Annotated in this window: 20 protein-coding genes; 10 read left to right on the top strand and 10 right to left on the bottom strand. The window is 38.6% G+C overall.

The window, feature by feature from the left end; genetic code table 11:
- The first annotated feature begins 119 nt into the window (after positions 1-119).
- On the top strand, positions 120-2,261 hold the full coding sequence (locus tag ABXG98_RS04990; RefSeq protein WP_353537595.1) for a winged helix-turn-helix domain-containing protein: 2,142 nt from the start codon (positions 120-122) through the stop codon (positions 2,259-2,261).
- A gap of 144 nt (positions 2,262-2,405) precedes the next feature.
- Here ABXG98_RS04990 and ABXG98_RS04985 read toward each other — a convergent pair whose 3' ends face one another.
- From ABXG98_RS04985 to ABXG98_RS04955, 7 genes are all read right to left on the bottom strand, one after another.
- On the bottom strand, positions 2,406-3,266 hold the full coding sequence (locus ABXG98_RS04985) for a peptidylprolyl isomerase (RefSeq protein ID WP_353537594.1): 861 nt from the start codon (positions 3,264-3,266) through the stop codon (positions 2,406-2,408).
- A gap of 240 nt (positions 3,267-3,506) precedes the next feature.
- Positions 3,507-3,872: a hypothetical protein gene (locus tag ABXG98_RS04980; RefSeq protein WP_353537593.1), complete on the bottom strand. Its 366-nt coding sequence runs from the start codon at positions 3,870-3,872 to the stop codon at positions 3,507-3,509.
- A 5-nt stretch (positions 3,873-3,877) separates the two neighbouring features.
- Positions 3,878-4,195 (bottom strand): hypothetical protein, encoded by a 318-nt coding sequence (locus tag ABXG98_RS04975; protein ID WP_353537592.1) that lies wholly within the window; start codon positions 4,193-4,195, stop codon positions 3,878-3,880.
- Positions 4,196-4,315: 120 nt separating this feature from the next.
- Entirely contained in the window at positions 4,316-4,675 is a 360-nt protein-coding gene (locus tag ABXG98_RS04970) for a hypothetical protein (protein WP_353537591.1), read from the bottom strand.
- A 10-nt stretch (positions 4,676-4,685) separates the two neighbouring features.
- Positions 4,686-4,829 (bottom strand): hypothetical protein, encoded by a 144-nt coding sequence (locus ABXG98_RS04965; RefSeq protein WP_353537590.1) that lies wholly within the window; start codon positions 4,827-4,829, stop codon positions 4,686-4,688.
- A 48-nt stretch (positions 4,830-4,877) separates the two neighbouring features.
- Positions 4,878-5,240: a hypothetical protein gene (locus ABXG98_RS04960; protein ID WP_353537589.1), complete on the bottom strand. Its 363-nt coding sequence runs from the start codon at positions 5,238-5,240 to the stop codon at positions 4,878-4,880.
- 5 nt (positions 5,241-5,245) lie between these two features.
- Positions 5,246-6,265: a hypothetical protein gene (locus ABXG98_RS04955; protein ID WP_353537588.1), complete on the bottom strand. Its 1,020-nt coding sequence runs from the start codon at positions 6,263-6,265 to the stop codon at positions 5,246-5,248.
- A gap of 252 nt (positions 6,266-6,517) precedes the next feature.
- Here ABXG98_RS04955 and ABXG98_RS04950 point away from each other — a divergent pair, with 252 nt between their 5' ends.
- The 3 genes from ABXG98_RS04950 (at position 6,518) to ABXG98_RS04940 (ending at position 9,801) form a co-directional block, all read left to right on the top strand.
- Positions 6,518-7,228 (top strand): DUF445 family protein, encoded by a 711-nt coding sequence (locus ABXG98_RS04950; RefSeq protein WP_353537587.1) that lies wholly within the window; start codon positions 6,518-6,520, stop codon positions 7,226-7,228.
- A 174-nt stretch (positions 7,229-7,402) separates the two neighbouring features.
- A complete protein-coding gene (locus ABXG98_RS04945; RefSeq protein WP_353537586.1) occupies positions 7,403-7,885 on the top strand; it encodes a DUF3015 family protein in 483 nt (160 codons plus the stop codon).
- Positions 7,886-7,959: 74 nt separating this feature from the next.
- Positions 7,960-9,801 (top strand): Lnb N-terminal periplasmic domain-containing protein, encoded by a 1,842-nt coding sequence (locus ABXG98_RS04940; RefSeq protein WP_353537585.1) that lies wholly within the window; start codon positions 7,960-7,962, stop codon positions 9,799-9,801.
- Between the two features lie 179 nt (positions 9,802-9,980).
- On the opposite strand, the gene ABXG98_RS04935 is transcribed toward ABXG98_RS04940, so the two are convergent.
- From ABXG98_RS04935 to ABXG98_RS04925, 3 genes are read right to left on the bottom strand one after another with little or no spacing between them, the layout of a single operon-like run.
- A complete protein-coding gene (locus ABXG98_RS04935) occupies positions 9,981-10,628 on the bottom strand; it encodes a DUF799 domain-containing protein (RefSeq protein ID WP_353537584.1) in 648 nt (215 codons plus the stop codon).
- Positions 10,629-10,639: 11 nt separating this feature from the next.
- A complete protein-coding gene (locus ABXG98_RS04930) occupies positions 10,640-10,999 on the bottom strand; it encodes a DUF4810 domain-containing protein (protein ID WP_353537583.1) in 360 nt (119 codons plus the stop codon).
- Positions 11,000-11,015: 16 nt separating this feature from the next.
- Positions 11,016-11,693: a CsgG/HfaB family protein gene (locus ABXG98_RS04925; RefSeq protein WP_353537582.1), complete on the bottom strand. Its 678-nt coding sequence runs from the start codon at positions 11,691-11,693 to the stop codon at positions 11,016-11,018.
- Between the two features lie 310 nt (positions 11,694-12,003).
- On the opposite strand from ABXG98_RS04925, the gene ABXG98_RS04920 reads away from it, so the two are divergent.
- The 6 genes from ABXG98_RS04920 (at position 12,004) to trmH (ending at position 18,117) form a co-directional block, all read left to right on the top strand.
- Positions 12,004-13,194, top strand: a complete 1,191-nt coding sequence (locus tag ABXG98_RS04920; protein WP_353537581.1) for an amino acid aminotransferase — start codon at positions 12,004-12,006, stop codon at positions 13,192-13,194.
- A 112-nt stretch (positions 13,195-13,306) separates the two neighbouring features.
- On the top strand, positions 13,307-13,942 hold the full coding sequence (gene gmk, locus ABXG98_RS04915; RefSeq protein ID WP_353537580.1) for a guanylate kinase: 636 nt from the start codon (positions 13,307-13,309) through the stop codon (positions 13,940-13,942).
- Between the two features lie 388 nt (positions 13,943-14,330).
- Positions 14,331-14,618, top strand: coding sequence for a DNA-directed RNA polymerase subunit omega (gene rpoZ, locus ABXG98_RS04910; RefSeq protein ID WP_353537579.1), 288 nt, complete (start codon positions 14,331-14,333; stop codon positions 14,616-14,618).
- A 168-nt stretch (positions 14,619-14,786) separates the two neighbouring features.
- Positions 14,787-16,895, top strand: a complete 2,109-nt coding sequence (spoT, locus tag ABXG98_RS04905) for a bifunctional GTP diphosphokinase/guanosine-3',5'-bis pyrophosphate 3'-pyrophosphohydrolase (protein WP_353537578.1) — start codon at positions 14,787-14,789, stop codon at positions 16,893-16,895.
- Positions 16,896-16,954: 59 nt separating this feature from the next.
- A complete protein-coding gene (gene ridA, locus ABXG98_RS04900) occupies positions 16,955-17,344 on the top strand; it encodes a deaminase RidA (protein WP_353537577.1) in 390 nt (129 codons plus the stop codon).
- Between the two features lie 65 nt (positions 17,345-17,409).
- The gene (gene trmH, locus ABXG98_RS04895) at positions 17,410-18,117 is read left to right on the top strand and encodes a tRNA (guanosine(18)-2'-O)-methyltransferase TrmH (RefSeq protein ID WP_353537576.1); all 708 of its coding nucleotides are present in this window, start codon (positions 17,410-17,412) and stop codon (positions 18,115-18,117) included.
- The last annotated feature ends 3 nt before the right edge of the window (positions 18,118-18,120 follow it).

Below are 18,120 nucleotides of genomic sequence, written 5' to 3'. Positions count from 1 at the left end.
TTCTCTTTTAAAATTAGAGGCACATAATGTTAAGGTGATACTATTAAGGCAACTGACAAACCATAATGAAATCATAATGGTTTTGTAATGCTATAAATATTAAGGGTATAGAAGTAATAATGCGGTTTTACTTTCAAGGATTCATGGTTGATGATTCCTTATTTTTAGTTGAAAAAAATGGGCTGGCGTTAGAAATAGAGCCACGTATCTTTGAATTATTAGTTTATTTTTGTCAACACCCTAATATCCCAATATCGAGGGATGAGCTTATTCAATATGTTTGGCAACAAAGAATAGTAGGCGATGCTGCTATTAATAGAGCAGTGAGCGAGTTAAGAAAGCTATTGGAAAATGAACCATCCAAACCTCAAATAATAAAAACGATCAGTAAAGTAGGCTATCAATTTAACGTTTCTCCCAACACGCAATCATCTTCAACCAAGGAAGATGATACGACAAATAGACTAACCCCTATTAGTACGCTAAACACTGAAGCAGACGTTGAAAATTATAATACAAACACTAACAATATACCGTTAGAAATCAACTCGACAAATGGTTGGAAATTATCAGGTGTATTTACTATTTTGGTTTTCTTTGCCTTGATAGTTATCACTTTTTATCTATTTTTTCCTAAGCAAACAATCAAGGTCATCCCAAGTAAAATTGAACGCCCACTAACATCTCTTAAAGGCACTGCATATAAGGCTGTACTATCTCGTGACGGTAATGACTTATTATTTGTTCACAAGGATAAAGCAAACGGTAATACTAGAATATGGCACAAGCGTAAAGGCCAAGAACCTTTAGCTATAACCAATGATGACTTCTATTACACTTTTGCCATTTTCGGTGCAGATAATGAAATAATTTCATCTCGCTTTAATAATGTACAACAACGAAAATGCGACATTGTAAGTATAAATTTAACGACCAAGAAAATTACCAAAATACTAGATTGCGCAGACAGAGCACAAACTATGTTGGCATATAGTCTTGAGCGCAATACGCTTTATTTCAATTCAAGATCGGCGGTAAATTCGCCCTATTCTGTTTATGCTTACCAACGCTCTACAAAGCGTATACAACAAGTCACGTTTCCATACCAAGCTGGAAATATTCGTGGAGACTATATGCTATCGCTTTCTCCCACAAATGATCGTTTAGCTGTATTTGAGTATAAGAATAATAATACATCATTATTAAAAATCATTAACTTATTCACTAATGAAATAGAATCTCATTCACATGAATTTGATGTAAATTTAACAATATCATGGCTTAATAACGATGAGATTGTACTTTCTGACCATAGTGGCGTAATAACTTACAACGTTAGCAGTAAAAATGTTCAACCGTTATTAACTAACAGCAGTATCAGCTACGTGTCTGCTAATCCTCTAACAGGAAAGATGGTATTTGATAAATTCATTTTAAACGCAAATATATATCAATACGTTATAGGTAGCGAGAATGTTTTGCAAAGCAAACAAGCCGTTACGTATTCAAGTTTTGTTAACTATCAACCTCAATTTGCAAATAGTTCTAATAAACGCGCTTACCTTTCCACAAATGAAGGAGAGTCTGTCATTATGATGCAACCACTACAAGGACAGGCCTACAAAGCAGAGTTCGCAGGTAAAATTAATAGTTTAGCCAACCTTCATTTTTCGCCTGATGACCGCTTGTTAGTTGCCAGTATTAATAGCCAACTTCAGTTGTTCAACGAAAAAGACAAACAATGGAAATCCTTAATACCAGGCCGAAATGATATTCATTATGTTCATTATTCAAATAGTAAAAATATTATATTTAGCTCTGATATCAGTGGTGATTGGCAGATTTGGCGTTTAGATTTAAGTAGTGGGGTGTTATCCCAGATAACCCAAAAAGGAGGGTATAGTGCTCAAGGCAATATCAATGATGGGTATTTATACTTAACTAAGTTTAATTACTCTGGGCTATACCGTTTAAACTTAAATACAGGCCAAGAAGAAGTTGTGTTAGCAGATTTTCCGATTACTTCATGGAATAAATGGCAGGTGAGAAATAACACAATTTATTTTAATCGTGATAAAGGTATTTCAGCCCTAGACACCACATCAAATACTGAAAGAGTAATACTACCTAGTATTGAGGGCACTCCTTCAGCTTTTTCAGTCTCATTTGATGAGCAGTACCTGCAACACCCTATTATTGAAGAATCGAGTGCTAATATTTGGTTAATTGAAACTATAAACAGCATAAAAGCCCAAGATTGAGAATACTCCTTGAAAATTAATCACCTACACAAATCAGCCTTGGAGGGCTCATTATACAATTATCGGGCTCCAAACAAAGGAGTATGCGACATTGATCCCCTCTACTCACTTTAATTTCAAATTTTTCTCACAAGGGCCGCCCTGCTACTTAACTAAACGACTTCTAATTGGTACTTGGCACACATCCAGCACGGGTGGTGGCTTTTGGTAGAAAAATTCATTTTTTCTAGCGCGACGCTTTACTAATCGCTCGGTAAATTGAGTTGATTCGGTATTTTCAACTTCAATAATAATTCGCTCATTTATCGGTACGTCAGCCATTAATTTCATGTTAACTATTGGCGTATGCTTTCGGCTATCAACCGCATACTCCCCTTCAACAACCGCCGTGCGTTGAATAGCCTGAATATGTTCCATACCATACACCACTCGCCCAAAAATGGTCATTATTTTATCTAAGTAGCGCGGTGCCTGCCCAATAACAAAATAGAAGTGACTAGATGCAGAGTTGGCTTCATTACCTCTAGCCATTGCCAGTGTGCCTGGACAATGGGTTAACCACGCGCTGTCATTGTCATCTGTAGCCACAGCAAAGCCTTGCTTAAATCCTGTTTTCTTGGCAAATAAGTCGTCGGTTTGTACTGGGGTAAAAACCCAGTTTTTATCCGTTTCAAACTGCCCCTCAATTGCCAATGTCAGTACAGATTTATCTTTAGTACTGTTGTCTTTAGGTCCTGCTTGTGCAACAAAACCGTCAATTACACGATAAAATTTTTCGCCATCATAAAACGATTTTTTAACCAGTGCTGAAAATTGCTCAACATGCTTAGGCGAAAACTGTGGAGCAAGCTCTATCACTACTTTACCGTGAGGTAAGGTTAGCAAAACCGTATTATTGAGATCTAAAGCGCGCCACTCTCGTTCAGAAACATTATCCGCACCACAGGCACTGATAAACATAAAGGAAATTAAAACAAGCAACTTTGTAGTTATTGAATTCTTCATAATTATTATATCGTTTATTGCTAGTAAGCATTATTTTAGCTAAAACCAATGCATAGTCGAGCTTTTATTAGACAAATACGCTGCAGCACCTTGCCCAAGTCCATCGCCGACCTTAGCCGTTACTATGCCCGCCACGATAGAGGAACCAATAAATTCACATTTAGCTGCAACAACTCCAACAGTTACAACAGCACCAATAATAGTGACCCTGCCAACAAGTGTTAAAAACTAAGTTATCAATTAGCTTAGTATATCGTCAGGGGCGAAAAAGAAATAAAACACAATCAAAATAATAAAAAAACTAACCATGGTAAGGAAATAGAACCACGCGAGTTGTTTATCCTTTTTTCTGGTGTAGCGAAGAATTTCTTCATCAGCTATCGGTGAATGTTTGGCCGCCTTATTAGCTACAATAACCATAGAGTACATGATTATTCTTCCGCCTATACCTTTATCCCAAACAGCTGGCTCTAACCCTTCTTTCGCCATTTCACGTTCAATATGCTTAACGCTAATCCGACCAAATAAATATGTTGCAATGCCCCACATGAAAAAGACAAAAACACTAATTAAATAGAATCCCCCTTCAATAGTAATCTCGTCCATATACGTTAAAACCAATTCACAGTTGAACTTTTTTCATACAAACACCCTGCAGCACCTTGTCCAAGCCCATCACCGACCTTAGCTGCCAAAACCCCAACCGTTACAGCAGCACCAATAATAATCACCCAGCCAACAGGTGTTGCCAACATAGCAATCCCTAATGCAGTTCCACCTTTCACTGCGGCAGCCCCCACAGCTAAACCTCCCACAGTACCAAAACCAAAGCCTGTGGCTTCAACCGCGGCACGTTTCTGCCAATTACGTCCTGCCAAGTAATCATCATGCACTTTATTTGCTCGTAACCCTGCATCAAGAACAATCAAGCTTTTACCAACAACATTCGCACTCTTTTCAAACGCACGTAAATTATTAAACGCCTTGGTTGAGGTAAACTGGATCGGTTTTACGCCCTTGCCGCTTTTTGCTTTTTGCTTTTTATGACTCTAACTATCTGAGGCATAAGGAAAATAAACAATACCCCCAACAATAAAAATAATAGCACTAGAAATTTGTACGAATACAGCCAGATACCAATCGATTTTTCGACTAAAGCGTTTAGTAGCCTCTATATCAACCGTAGATGCGTGCCTTTTAACATTGGGGCGCATAATAATACTCGCATAAGCAGGATACCTAGCACCTATCCCTTTATCCCACTCAGGCGGTAATATACCTTCTTTCGCCATTTCTCGTTCAATATGCCTAACACTAATGCGGCCAAACAATAATACCGCAATGCCCCACATACAAAGGGTAATAAAAAACAAGACAGCCATCCAACTTTCAGTTGATAGTTCTGACATAAGTTCCCTGCTATAGACTGTTTAGCCAGTCTCCGAAATTAAAAGCTTTATTAGCTGCCCATTTTCCTGCAATATCTCCACTCTTAGCTGCCAAAACCCCAACCGTTACAGCAGCACCAATAATAATCACCAAACCAACCAATGTGATTAACAAAGTGACATCTATTCCCGAAACAATGAATGTTGAAAACTAAGCTATTGATTAGCTTAGTATATCGTCAGGGGCGAAAAAGAAATAAAACACAATCAAAATAATAAAAAAACTAATCATAGTAATGAAATAGAACCATGCAAGTTTTTTATCTTTTTTTCGGGTGTATCGTCTCACCGCTGCAAAATCAACAATTATTGGATTTAACTTTGGGAACACCATAATTAAGGAATAAGTAACGATAATAGAACCTATTCCCTTATCCCAAACAGGCGGTTCTAACCCTTCTTTTGCCATTTCACAATTAATATGTTTAACGCTAATACGCCCAAATAAAAAGGTGGCAATGCCCCACATAAAAAAGACAAAAAAACTCACGATAGCCATCCAATTTTCAGGCGATAGTTCTGACATAGTTTTCAATCCTCTGGCAAGCTGCTCAACCAATTACCTAAATCGTAGGCTTGATTAGCTCCGAATTTTCCAATCCCATCACCGATCTTAGCCGCCATTATGCCAACTGTTACGGCTGCACCAATAATAAATACCCAACCGACAGGGGTGGCCAACATCGCAATACCTAGACCCGTAGCAGTTGAAACAATGGTTTGACCTGCAACAATACCTCCCGCAGTACCAAACCCAAAGCCAGCAGCTTCAACCGCGGCACGCTTTTGCCAATTACGCCCAGCCAAGTAATCATCATGCACTTTATTTGCTCGTAACCCTGCATCAAGCACAATCAAGCTTTTACCAACAACATTCGCACTCTTTTCAAATGCACGTAAATTATTAAACGCCTTGGTTGAGGTAAACTGGATCGGTTTTACGCCCTTGCCGCTTTTTGCTTTATTAACCCCTCGTTCACTATCACTGTAAACTGTGCCTTTATTGCTTTTTACCCGACCTACAAATTTATTAATTTCTGTTTGAAATTTACGATTAAAATCTTTAGAAAGTGCGTGCACGCGTTGTTCGAGTTTCATCATTTTTGCTTTTGGCAGCTTAGCTTTTGCAACTTTTCTTACATCTTCTAATGCTTCTTGCAATTCTTTAGCGGCTTTTGCAAAGTTACTTAGCCGACTTTCTAAGGCTGTTGACGCAGCACCTACTGCCCCTAACATTTCTGTTTGAAAAAAATCAGCCAGTGCTTGAAGGTATTCACCACCAAGGATTGAATCCATCAAGGCTATTTTTCGTTTTGCTTGCGGAGGTAAAGATTTCATGTGATTAAGCGGGCAAATTAAATCAGGTCTGGATTGTCGCCAATCTTTACCATTACTGCTGCCATTACGCAAAATAAAAGGTGTGCCAGCCGAGATAAAAGTATCCGAAATATTAGGGTTATCTCGTTTGAAATCTGCAAAAGCTTTTGGGTTGTTACGATCTACCGGGTAGGTATTGTTACTGCTGTAACATAACGCTATGTTGTTTGGCATAGTTCATTCCATTAAAAAAGATCAATCCGATTGAAGCTACACACTTAGACTACAAGCCAAGCTTCAGTTAAGTGGCCAATATACTAGCACTTAAAAATAAGCTTGTGAATCATAAATTCTAGCAAGATAAAACGACTATTTTTTAACTATTGTGCTCATTTTCCTAAGCTATTTTATTCTAGCATGATGATTTGAATGTTATCATAGCGCCTATCGAACCGTTAACTAATATACCTGCTCACGGAGCCTTTAATGAACAAAAGTATCATCACCAATTTTATTGCCCTCGTTGCAACGCTATCAGGGTTTTACTTAGGTCATAATATTTTATATACCGTTGGTTTATTCGCCTTATCTGGCGCTATCACTAACTGGCTGGCAATACATATGTTGTTTGAAAAGGTGCCGCTACTTTATGGCTCTGGCGTCATTCCCGCACGCTTTGAAGAGTTTAAACTCGCTATCCGCCAATTAATGATGGAGCAGTTTTTCACTAAAGAAAACATCGACCGTTTTTTATCTACTGGTTCAGGTGCCGCCAGTAGTATTGACTTAACGCCTGTTATTGAGAAAGTTGACTTAACACCTGCTTTCAATAACTTAGTCACTGTTATTGAGGGCTCTTCATTCGGCCCTATGCTAGCCATGGTAGGTGGTAGTGAAGCCATACAACCAATGAAAGAACCCTTCATTGAGAAAATGAAAGCCTCAATAAAAGAAATCAGTCAAAGTGACCAATTCAACAAATTACTCCGTGAAGAATTAGAGCAGCCAGATATGATAGCCAACATGCAAGACAAGGTTAGCGATATTATAGAAAAACGCTTAAATGAGTTAACCCCACAATTAGTCAAAGAAATTATACAAGCTATGATAAAAAAACACCTTGGCTGGCTTGTTGTTTGGGGTGGTGTTTTTGGTGGCATTATTGGGCTAATTGCAGCAGTGACCAGCAGTTTTTAACCGCATTTAGCCCTAACTTCAGCAATGAATGATAAAACTCAGCAAATATGCCTAAACTAGGCAAAAAATAGTCAGGTTAGAGTACTGATTATATTGTTAAGCACTGGTGAAGTATGGTAAATTCCATTGCCTTTTTTTCTAAAGGCTAACCAACAACATAAAGGATTTATAAACATGAAAAAAATTATCGCTATCGCAGCACTTTCAATTTTACCTCTTACTCAAGCAATGGCTGACCAAGATATTGGTTGTGGTCTAGGTTCAATGGTATTCGCTGGACAAGAAGGTAAAGTTGTTAAAGTTTTAGGCGCAACCACTAACGGCACTTCAGGTAATCAAACTTTTGGTATTACTTTCGGTACTTTAGGTTGTGATGGTACAGGTCCTGTTACTTCAACAGCTAAACTTTCACTTTTTATTGACAATAACGTTGATCAAATCGCGCGTGATATTTCAAAAGGTGAAGGCGAAGCATTGGCAACGCTTACAGAATTATGGGGCTTTTCAGAACAAGATAAAGCAACTTTTTCTACTTTAGCTAAAACCAATTTTTCTGCAGTTTTCACATCTGAAAACGTAACTTCACAAACTGTTTTGGAAAACTTAAACCGTTTAGTTGCAAATAACTCAGCACTTTCAAGCTACACACTTTCTTAATTCGCTGTACTCGCTAATTTATTAAGCAACTTTAAAGCCCCTTTGTAGGGGCTTTTTATATTTATAAGTTCACCATGAAACTATTAAGCCAAGCTTTACTTTTTGTTCTTGCGATATTATCGTTCCCCTTATTGGCCAGTGCTGAAAAAAAACTTGCTGTTCAACCATATTGGCTTCAGCTTGGGCACTATCGTGCGGCGATTCTAACCGAATGGAAAAGTGAAGTTGACAGTGCACAATTTTTTTTGGCTTCATCAGGTAAAACAGATCCCCTGGCTGAATTAACTGCAACTATTGATGCTTTCAACGGTAAAGAACTCACTCCTGTACAAACCAATAAAGTTCGATGCCAATTTCCCGCTCGCTACACTTGGCTAAAAAGCAAAATTGATAATAGTTGGCCTGAACTTAATTGTATAAAACTAAATCAGTGGGAAAAAACAGTTAATCCTGCAGGAATCACATTAGTTTTTCCGACAGCCTTTATGAATAACCCTTCATCAATGTTTGGCCATACGCTCTTACGTATTGATGCCAAAGATCAAAACAGAAACAGAGAGTTAGTGGCTTTTGCCGTCAACTTCGCCGCACAGCCCAATGCAACAGATAATGCCGCCGCTTATGCTTTCAAAGGGCTTGTAGGTATGTATCCCGGCAATTTCACTGTTATGCCTTATTACCGTAAAGTACGTGAATATAACGATATAGAATCGAGAGACATTTGGGAATATAAACTTAACTTCTCTGAACAAGAGATTCGTCGTATATTACTTCATTTATGGGAATTACAGAACGCCACTTTTGACTATTACTTTATCGATGAGAATTGTTCTTATCAGTTACTGAGTTTATTGCAGCTAGCTAACGAAAACCTTGACCTAACCTCTTCATTTGATTTTCAAGCGATTCCATCTGATACCGTTCTTGCTCTTAAAAACAACCTCTTATTGCAACAACCCAATTACCGCCCAGCATTTGGTACACGCCTTTTTCATTACTCAACACAATTATCATCTCAAGAATTGCAATCTGCCCGTGACTTAATCAATGATGGTGATTTCGACCGCTCTAGATACAGTACTAACCGGCAAGCCGCTATTTTAGAAATGGCGTATGAGTGGCTAAACTTTAATTTTAACGATCAAAAACTCAATCGCGATAGTATCGCTCCTCGCTTAAAAAACTTACTTTACCAACGCAGTAAACTCGATACAACCTCTCCATTTACAGAGCCCTTAAAACCCATTGCATCACCCGAGCAAGGGCATAGCTCATCAAGAATGGGGCTTACTTTTGCCAACAATAACAATTACGATAATGAAATAAAATTATCATATCGTTTGGCCTATCATGACTTGCTAGATCATTCTATCGGTTACATTCCAGGAGCTAAAATTAGCTTTTTTGATATAGAAGGTAGCTTTAGTAAAAATAACAACAGCCGACTGGATCATTTCTACCTTATTGACGCTATGTCACTTGCTCCAGATAATGAGATTTTTAACAGTTGGTCTTGGAATATTAGATTAGGGTACGATCGCCAGCCTGATATTGATAAAAAAACAGGCCGTTATTTTACTCAGGGAGGGTATGGTAAATCCTTTGGCAACCCAAACAGTATACATAGTTTTGTATTGGGAACGATTGAATTAAATTATGGCGACATTACTGATAAATTAGAAATAGGTATCGGGACTGAGCTAGGAACAATTTGGCAAATAACCCCCCATAACAAACTCGCGTTAACGGGTAGTATTTTAAAGTTAATTGATACAAAAAACACCTACCATAGCCAAGTAGCTCTCTCTTGGAATTGGTCATTCAAAACTAACTGGTCATTGCGAAGCAATATTAATTATAAGTCATGGATTACCAACGACACTCAAGCCAAACTTACATTATATCATTACTTTTAACGCACTCATTGAACAATGGATTAGAGCGTTATTTTTGGTGGAGCTATTGGTTTGGTTGCTGCGTTAACAGGTCAATTTTAATCTTCAAATATAATCATTTCACTTTTGCAGTTACCTAAAATAAAAAGCCTAACTGGCGGCACCAATTAGGCTTAAATCATACAGAGATTAAGACGTTATTATTGTTTTTCTTTAATCACTTTATATGGCCCGTATAACAACCCACGTTTTTTTGCGTTAATGGCGTTATTATTTGCCATTCTTGACACTAGTGGTGTGTTATCTGTGATTTCTCCCGCTATCTGTGAAACAACGGCTCCCACCAAAGCGCCAACTAAACCACCACCACTATTAGCATTAGGGTTATATTGTGCAAAAATTGGTGCATCCCACAGTAATCCCCCCGTTTTAACTGACACTAACTTTAAATGTCCCTTAACAACCGTAACTGAAGATAATACATTATACTTTTGTCCCCAATCATCAATTGAAACGTACAACACAGCATCAGCACCAATAATTTCATCTATTTTTTCTAATGGCACTGAATTCATTTCAGCGGGTGTTGGTAAACCGTTTTCTTTTAAAAACGAATCGATTACTGATACCGGATATACATAATAACCGCTTTCAGCTAAAGGCGCTGTTATGGTTGATAAAAAAGAGTATGGCGCTGTTACTTCAACCGAGTTATTCATTGGCGGAATAACCAAAATAGATCTTGGCGCACTCTCTTTTAGTGCCGTGTAATCATAAGGCTCTACAGTTGTTGCACAACCGCTGACAAACATTAACAAAAATGCAATCTGAAAAAGACTTTTCAACATGTTTCAATCCTTTACTTATTATTAATTGAACGATTAATTAAACCATCAATAAAATGTGTTGATTCAGGAAACAATTCTTTTTCTTTATTTAGTGAATCTAAAGCTAACGATTTATCGCCATTAGCAGCATACATTAAGCCTAAATGTGCATATAACCCTGGAGGAATAGACTGGTTAGCAGATTTAGCTTTTTGAATATCTGCTTGCAGTTTTTCTATTTGAACAATAGGCAACGCCTCTTCAGGATTAATATGCGTTTGGTAAACTAGGCTCTCATATTCGCCCCAATAGTATTGGGTTTTATTGGTAGCACAGCCTGAAAGCGCCAATACACTCATGCCGAGACAGGCCGTAGTTAAAAAGTTTTTCATGTCGTTTGTTTCGCCCTTACAAATCAAATTTTAAAACGCCACTTTCTAAGTCAGTGGTCATATTATTAATACATTCTTTAATAGCAAAATCTAACACTTTACCATTTAAGGTTGAGTCGTAACCCGCTTTCGAGCCAAAGCCAACTACTTGTCTTTCATTTAAAGCAAACTCACCCGCACCTTGTGTTGAATAAATCACTTCAGAGCTTAAAACGTCAATAATATTTAATGATACTTTGGCATAAGCTATTTGGGATTTGCCCGCGCCTAAAATGCCAAATAATTGCTTATCGCCAACTACTTTTCGGCCAAACTCAGTTACGCCGCCACTCACCACATAACGAGCGCCTTTGATATTTTGTTTAACACCTAAAAGTTCAGCTTCTTTTTGTAAATTAGCTAAATTGTCACGATCAACCACTTTAAAACGATTCGTTTGTTGTAAATGCGTTTTTAGAATGGTTTTACCTTGATTACCTAATTTATCAATGTTCGACGAAAACAATCCTTGCATATAATTAGAACGATTATTAAATTCGCCCAATACCAAGGTTGATTTAGGGCCACTATAAACAGTTTTATTGGTTTCAACGGGGACTATTTCTACTTTACGTTGAGTTTGAGTTGCACAACCAGACACTAAAAGTATAAGTGTCACCAACAAAGTAATTTTACCAGCAAGATTAGAAAACATAATTTTACTCCTTTAAAAAAGGACGTATTATCTCCAGATGCACAATAAAAGCAAGGTAAAATATTGGCTTAACACAATGAACAACCTTTAAATTTGTGAATAATTCAACCTCCAAGCAGAGGAGTCAGGGTAAAGTTCAATAGCTAGTTTTCATCTTATAAAAACACTATTTTGCCTGCTATGTCATTTTAGAAAAATACTTGGGCAATAAACCTTATTTTTGTCGTTATTTTAAGCTATGCTGCTTGTTCATTTTCAGGTGTTTGATTAAACCACATCAAGCCCAACCATAATAAGGTAAATTTCAGTCATGTTTGCTAGTTTAAAAGCGTCGCCTGCCGATCCTATCTTAGGATTATTAGCTAAATACAACCAAGATACTAACCCTAAAAAAATTGATTTGGGTGTGGGTGTTTATAAAAATGAAGGAGGCGAAACTACCGTGCTTAATTGTGTAAAAAAAGCAGAGCAGCACCGAACTGACACTGAAACCAGTAAGGTTTATTTAGGGCCTACTGGTTCTACACTTTTTAACACCGAAATGAGTAAACTCATTTTTGGTGAAAATCATAAAGTTTTAAATGAAAATCGTGCGCGCACGGTTTCTACTCCCGGCGGTACTGGAGCTTTACGCGTTGCTGCAGAATTTATTAAATCATGTAAAGCAGGCGCTACTATTTGGGTGAGCAATCCAACATGGGCTAACCATACGGGTTTATTTGAAGCCGCAGGGTTAACGGTGAAAACCTACCCTTACTATGATTATGAAAATAAAACCTTGGACTTTGACGGCATGCTAGCCGCGCTTAAACAAGTGTCTGCCGACGATGCCGTGCTATTTCACGCCTGTTGCCATAACCCAAGCGGTATGGATTTAAATAACGAGCAATGGCAACAAGTGGCAGAACTTGCACAATCAGTAGGATTTTTACCTGTAATTGACATGGCATATCAAGGCTTTGGCCAAGGTTTAAATGAAGATGCTTACGGCTTACGTTTAATGGCGGAATCTGTCGATGAAACGGTAGTTTGTAGTTCATGCTCTAAAAACTTTGGTTTATATCGTGAGCGTATTGGTGCTTGTACCGTTATTGGCGCAACAAGTTTACAAGCAGATATTGCTTATTCTGTAGTATTGGCCGTGGTGCGAGTTATTTATTCTATGCCTCCCGCCCATGGCGCTGCATTGGTTGAAACCATTTTAACGTCTGACGAGTTACGTAATGAATGGTATGTTGAATTAGCACAAATGCGTGATCGCATAAATGGCAATCGCCAACTTATTGTCGATAAATTAATAGAAAACGGCGTAACCCGTGACTTTAGCTTTATCACCAAACAGGCCGGTATGTTCTCTTTCCTAGGTATAACCCCTGAGCAAGTGCAACAATTACAAGATGAATACAGCATTTACATGGTGGGCTCTAGCCGCATGAGTATTGCTGGCATTGCCAACAGTAATGTTGACTACTTAGCACAGTCTATTGCTAAAGTGCTGTAAAAATTCCAGATATTTTGTTCAAGGCTAGGCTTTTTTTATTCTAATAGCGTAAAATACTGCCTAGCCTTTTTTCGTCTTACTGTTTATTTTACTGAAACCAAAGGAAAACACTGTGACAGCTCCTGGAAACTTATTTATTCTTTCTGCACCTAGTGGTGCAGGTAAATCCAGCTTAATCAAAGCTTTATTAGAACAAGGTCAGCAAGAACCTCAAAGACCTATGCAAGTTTCTGTTTCTCATACCACGCGTGATCCTCGTCCCGGTGAAAATAACGGCGAACATTATCACTTTGTTTCTGTTGACAGTTTTAAGCAGCAAATCAAAAAGAACGCTTTTTATGAATATGCTGAAGTGTTTGGTAATTATTATGGCACCTCAGAAGCTGCAATTGACGAACAACTAGCCCAAGGCATTGATGTATTTCTTGATATTGATTGGCAAGGTGCGCAGCAAGTGCGGATGAAAAAACCCTCAGTTACCACCATATTTATCAGCCCGCCTTCTCGTGAAGAACTTGAAAACCGCTTACGTGGTCGTGGTCAAGACAGTGAAGACGTTATCGCTGAACGTATGGCACAAGCCCAACAAGAATGCTCTCACTTTCAGGAATTTGATTACATTGTCATCAATGACGATTTTGACCAAGCATTAATTGACCTTACCATTATAGTAAAAAATCAACGGTTAAAACGCAGCCAACAAGTGAGCCAACATAGTGTGCTTCTTAATGAGCTAGTGGCTAAGTAACGCACCTTGGTCGTGCTAAATAGTGAATGGTGAATTGAAATGTTTGTGATAACAGTGGCGGCAATTGAACTTTTCGCGCATACCTTTTGTTGCAACAAGCCGTTTGGGGTTAATCCCCAAAACTGGAGAAAGCGCAAGCAAACAAACAAGCTAAGCGTACATACTTAAACAAAGTGGTGACATAAAGCTAAATCGCCCCGACTCTGCAAAACTTAATAAGCTAAACTAATGGTTTATATTTTTCTACTGCGTGAGCAGATCCAGAATATAGAATAGATGTTTCCCTCCTTTAAAAAGTTTCATCACCGAATCAGGCTTTTACTTGCTATATAGTCTGACACTCAGTAAAATATAGCGCTATTTTATAAATTAACGTTGGAGTGCCCAAATGGCTCGCGTAACTGTTGAAGATGCCGTAGAAAAAATCGGTAATCGTTTTGATTTGGTGCTAGTTGCATCACGTCGTGCTCGTCAAATTGCAACGGGCGGTAAAGATCCTCTAGTTGAAATCGAAAATGACAAACCAACCGTATTAGCTTTGCGTGAAATTGAGGCTGATTTAATTGATACTGCTGTGATGGATTCTTCAGATCGACAAACACAAATCCAACAAGATACAGCGGAATTAGACGCCGTTGCCGCGATTGTTGGTGGTCAAACACAAGAATTGGGTTAATTAACGCGACCTTTCGCCTTATTATTAACCAATAAACGCGTAACTTTTCTCTATTTTTATAGAAATTAAGTTGCGCGTTTTTTTATGTCTTTTAATTTAACTCAAAGCCACGTATTCTATAGCTATTAGCTTTTACCTGCCCTGTTTATCATCTGTATGGAGTGATTGGTGTACCTATTTGAACCATTAAAAGAATTAAGCGCTACTTACTTATCTAAAGTTCAAGTCGATTTGCTTAAACATGCCTATGTGGTAGCAAGAGAAGCACATGATGGTCAAATGCGCTCTAGTGGTGATCCCTATATTACTCACCCAGTTGCGGTTGCGCTGAATTTAGCGAAAATGCATCTAGATCACGAAACCTTAATGGCAGCATTACTACATGATGTTATTGAAGATACCGATGTCACCAAAGATGATTTAGCCGAACTCTTTGGCAACACGGTTGCAGAGCTAGTTGAAGGGGTAAGTAAGCTTGATAAATTAAAGTTTGATAATAAAGAAGAAATGCAAGCGGAAAACTTCCGTAAAATGGTGTTAGCCATGGTGCAAGACATCCGTGTTATCTTAATTAAGCTTGCAGACCGTACACATAACATGCGTACACTAGGCTCCTTAAGACCCGATAAACGCCGCCGCATTGCCCGTGAAACCTTGGAAATTTATGCACCAATCGCCAACCGCCTTGGTATTCATGATATTAAAAATGAATTAGAGTTATTAGGCTTTCAAGCGCTCTACCCTATGCGTTCTCGTGCACTTAAATCAGCCGTTATCAGCGCTCGTGGTAATCGAAAAGCAATTATTGACAATATTCAAGCCGAAATCATCGCCCGCTTAAAAGAAAGTAATATAACCGCGCAAGTTGTCGGTCGAGAAAAGCACCTTTATTCTATTTATCGTAAAATGCTTAATAAAGAGTTAATGTTCAATGAAGTGATGGATATTTACGCGTTTCGAGTGATTGTTGATGATAAAATTGATGACTGCTATCGTGCGTTAGGCGCGATGCACAATTTATATAAACCCATTGAAAGCCGCTTTAAAGACTATATTGCCATTCCGAAAACCAATGGTTACCGATCGCTTCATACATCGCTAATTGGCCCACACGGTATTCCCGTTGAAATTCAAATTCGCACCCAAGATATGGATCAAATGGCAGACAAAGGTGTTGCCGCGCATTGGTTATATAAAGAAGGTGGCGGAAATTCCGATACTACAGCACAAATGAAAGCGCGCCGTTGGATGCAAAGTTTGCTAGAACTACAACAAAGTGCTGGTAGTTCATTTGAGTTTATTGAAAATGTTAAGTCTGATCTCTTCCCTGAAGAAATTTATGTGTTTACTCCCGAAGGTCGCATTATCGAATTACCTATGGGCGCAACGGCTGTAGATTTTGCTTACGCGGTTCATACCGATGTAGGTAATTCATGTGTTGGGGTTAAAGTAGAGCGTAAGCCTTATCCTATGAGCCAACCTTTACAATCAGGGCAAACCATTGAAGTCGTCACGTCAGCGGCGGCTAGACCCAATGCCACCTGGTTGAATTTTGTGGTAACAGCCAAAGCAAGGTTACAAATACGAACCTATTTACGTAGCCGAGAAAAAACTGAATCTAAAGCACTGGGTCAACGGTTACTAAGTCATGCTTTGGGTAAAATTAAACTCGAAGATATTAGTGAAGAAAAAATTGCTGAAGTCGTTAAACAAAGTGGCAATAAAACCTTTGATGATCTACTAACCAACATAGGTTTAGGTAATGCTTTAAGTATTGGTATCGCTAGGCGACTCACCGATGAATTTACCGAGAACAATGAGTTAGTTAACACTATTAATAAAGCCAAAATGCCCATTAAAGGTACTGAGGGCATGTTGGTTAATTACGGTAAATGCTGTCGTCCTATCCCAGGTGATGTTATTTTAGCTTACTTAAGCCCAGGTAAAGGATTAATGGTTCACCAGCAAGGCTGTCGCAATATTAAAGGTCATGAACAAGGCGCGCTATTTCCTGTGAAGTGGGATAGCGATATCAATAAAGAGTTTATTGCAAAGCTGCGGGTAGAAATTGTCAATCACCAAGGTGCTTTAGCATTATTAACCAATGTTGTTGCTAAATGTGGCTCGAATGTTCATAGCCTAAATTCTGGCGAAAAAGAAGCTGGACTTTATATTATTGATATGGAAATCACTTGCCGTGATCGTATTCACCTTGCTGATATCATTCGTAAAATTAAAGTTATGGTAGATGTGCAACGCGTTATTCGTAACAAATAAAAACAAGGTGTTACGACTTGCTCGTATCGAAAAAAACTCATAACAATGTAGGAATAAACATGAAAAGTATTATCTCAACCGATCAAGCACCAAGTGCTATTGGCACTTATAGCCAAGCCGTAAAAGTGAACAGCACTGTCTATTTATCAGGGCAAATTCCACTTATTCCTGAAACGATGACAGTCATTGAAGGCGGTTTTGCTGAGCAAACCGAGCAAGTGTTTAAAAATATATCGGCCGTGTGTGAAGCCGCTGGTGGATGTATTAATGATATGGTGAAAGTGAATATATTCATGACCGATCTCAGTAACTTCGCTACAGTTAACGAAATTATGGCTAAGTATTTCACTCAACCTTACCCTGCGCGTGCGGCAATTCAAATTTCTAAACTACCAAAAGATGTTGATATTGAAATTGATGGCATCATGGAATTACCCAACGTAGGTTAAGCATGGTGTCAACCTCAAGCCTATGACTCTTTGACTGACCTATTTTACTGACTATTTGAAACATTATGACTCCAGAAAGATTAGCACGCATTAACACCATGTTAGACATGCGCCAGCCAGATTTAACCGTATGCATGGAAGGCGTACATAAAACCCATAATTTAGCGGCGGTAGTACGCACCTGTGATGCCATAGGTGTTAGTGATGTACATGCTGTATGGAAAAGTGAAGAATCGGAAGTGCGTGGCGGTAGTGCTGCTGGTAGCCAAAACTGGATAGATGTCCATAGTCACTATAAAACTGCTGACGCTATTGCGGCATTAAAAGCCCAAGGCATGCAGGTGTTAGTCACTAATTTGTCTGATACCGCGGTAGACTTTAGAGAAGTTGATTACACTAAACCCACTGCCATCATTTTAGGCCAAGAAAAATTTGGCGCGTCTGAGGTTGCCCTTGAATTAGCTGACCAAGATATTATTATTCCTATGGTGGGTATGGTGCAATCTCTGAATGTATCGGTTGCCTGCTCTGTAGTGTTATATGAAGCACAGCGTCAAAGACAGCTAGCAGGAATGTATAATCAATCTGCCTTAAGCCATGAACGTCGCCAACGTACCTTATTTGAAGGTGGGCACCCTATTTTTGCCGAGGCCTGTCAGCGTAAAGGCTTACCTTACCCAGCCATAGATGATGCTGGACAAATAGTCGCTAATGACGACTGGTGGCAAAAAATGCAAATGAATAAAAGTGCTTGGCAGCATATCGATGATTAATTG

The organism is Colwellia sp. KU-HH00111 (assembly GCF_040362745.1).
Taxonomy (GTDB): Bacteria; Pseudomonadota; Gammaproteobacteria; order Enterobacterales; family Alteromonadaceae; genus Colwellia.
This window is presented reverse-complemented; position numbering and strand designations above follow the sequence as displayed.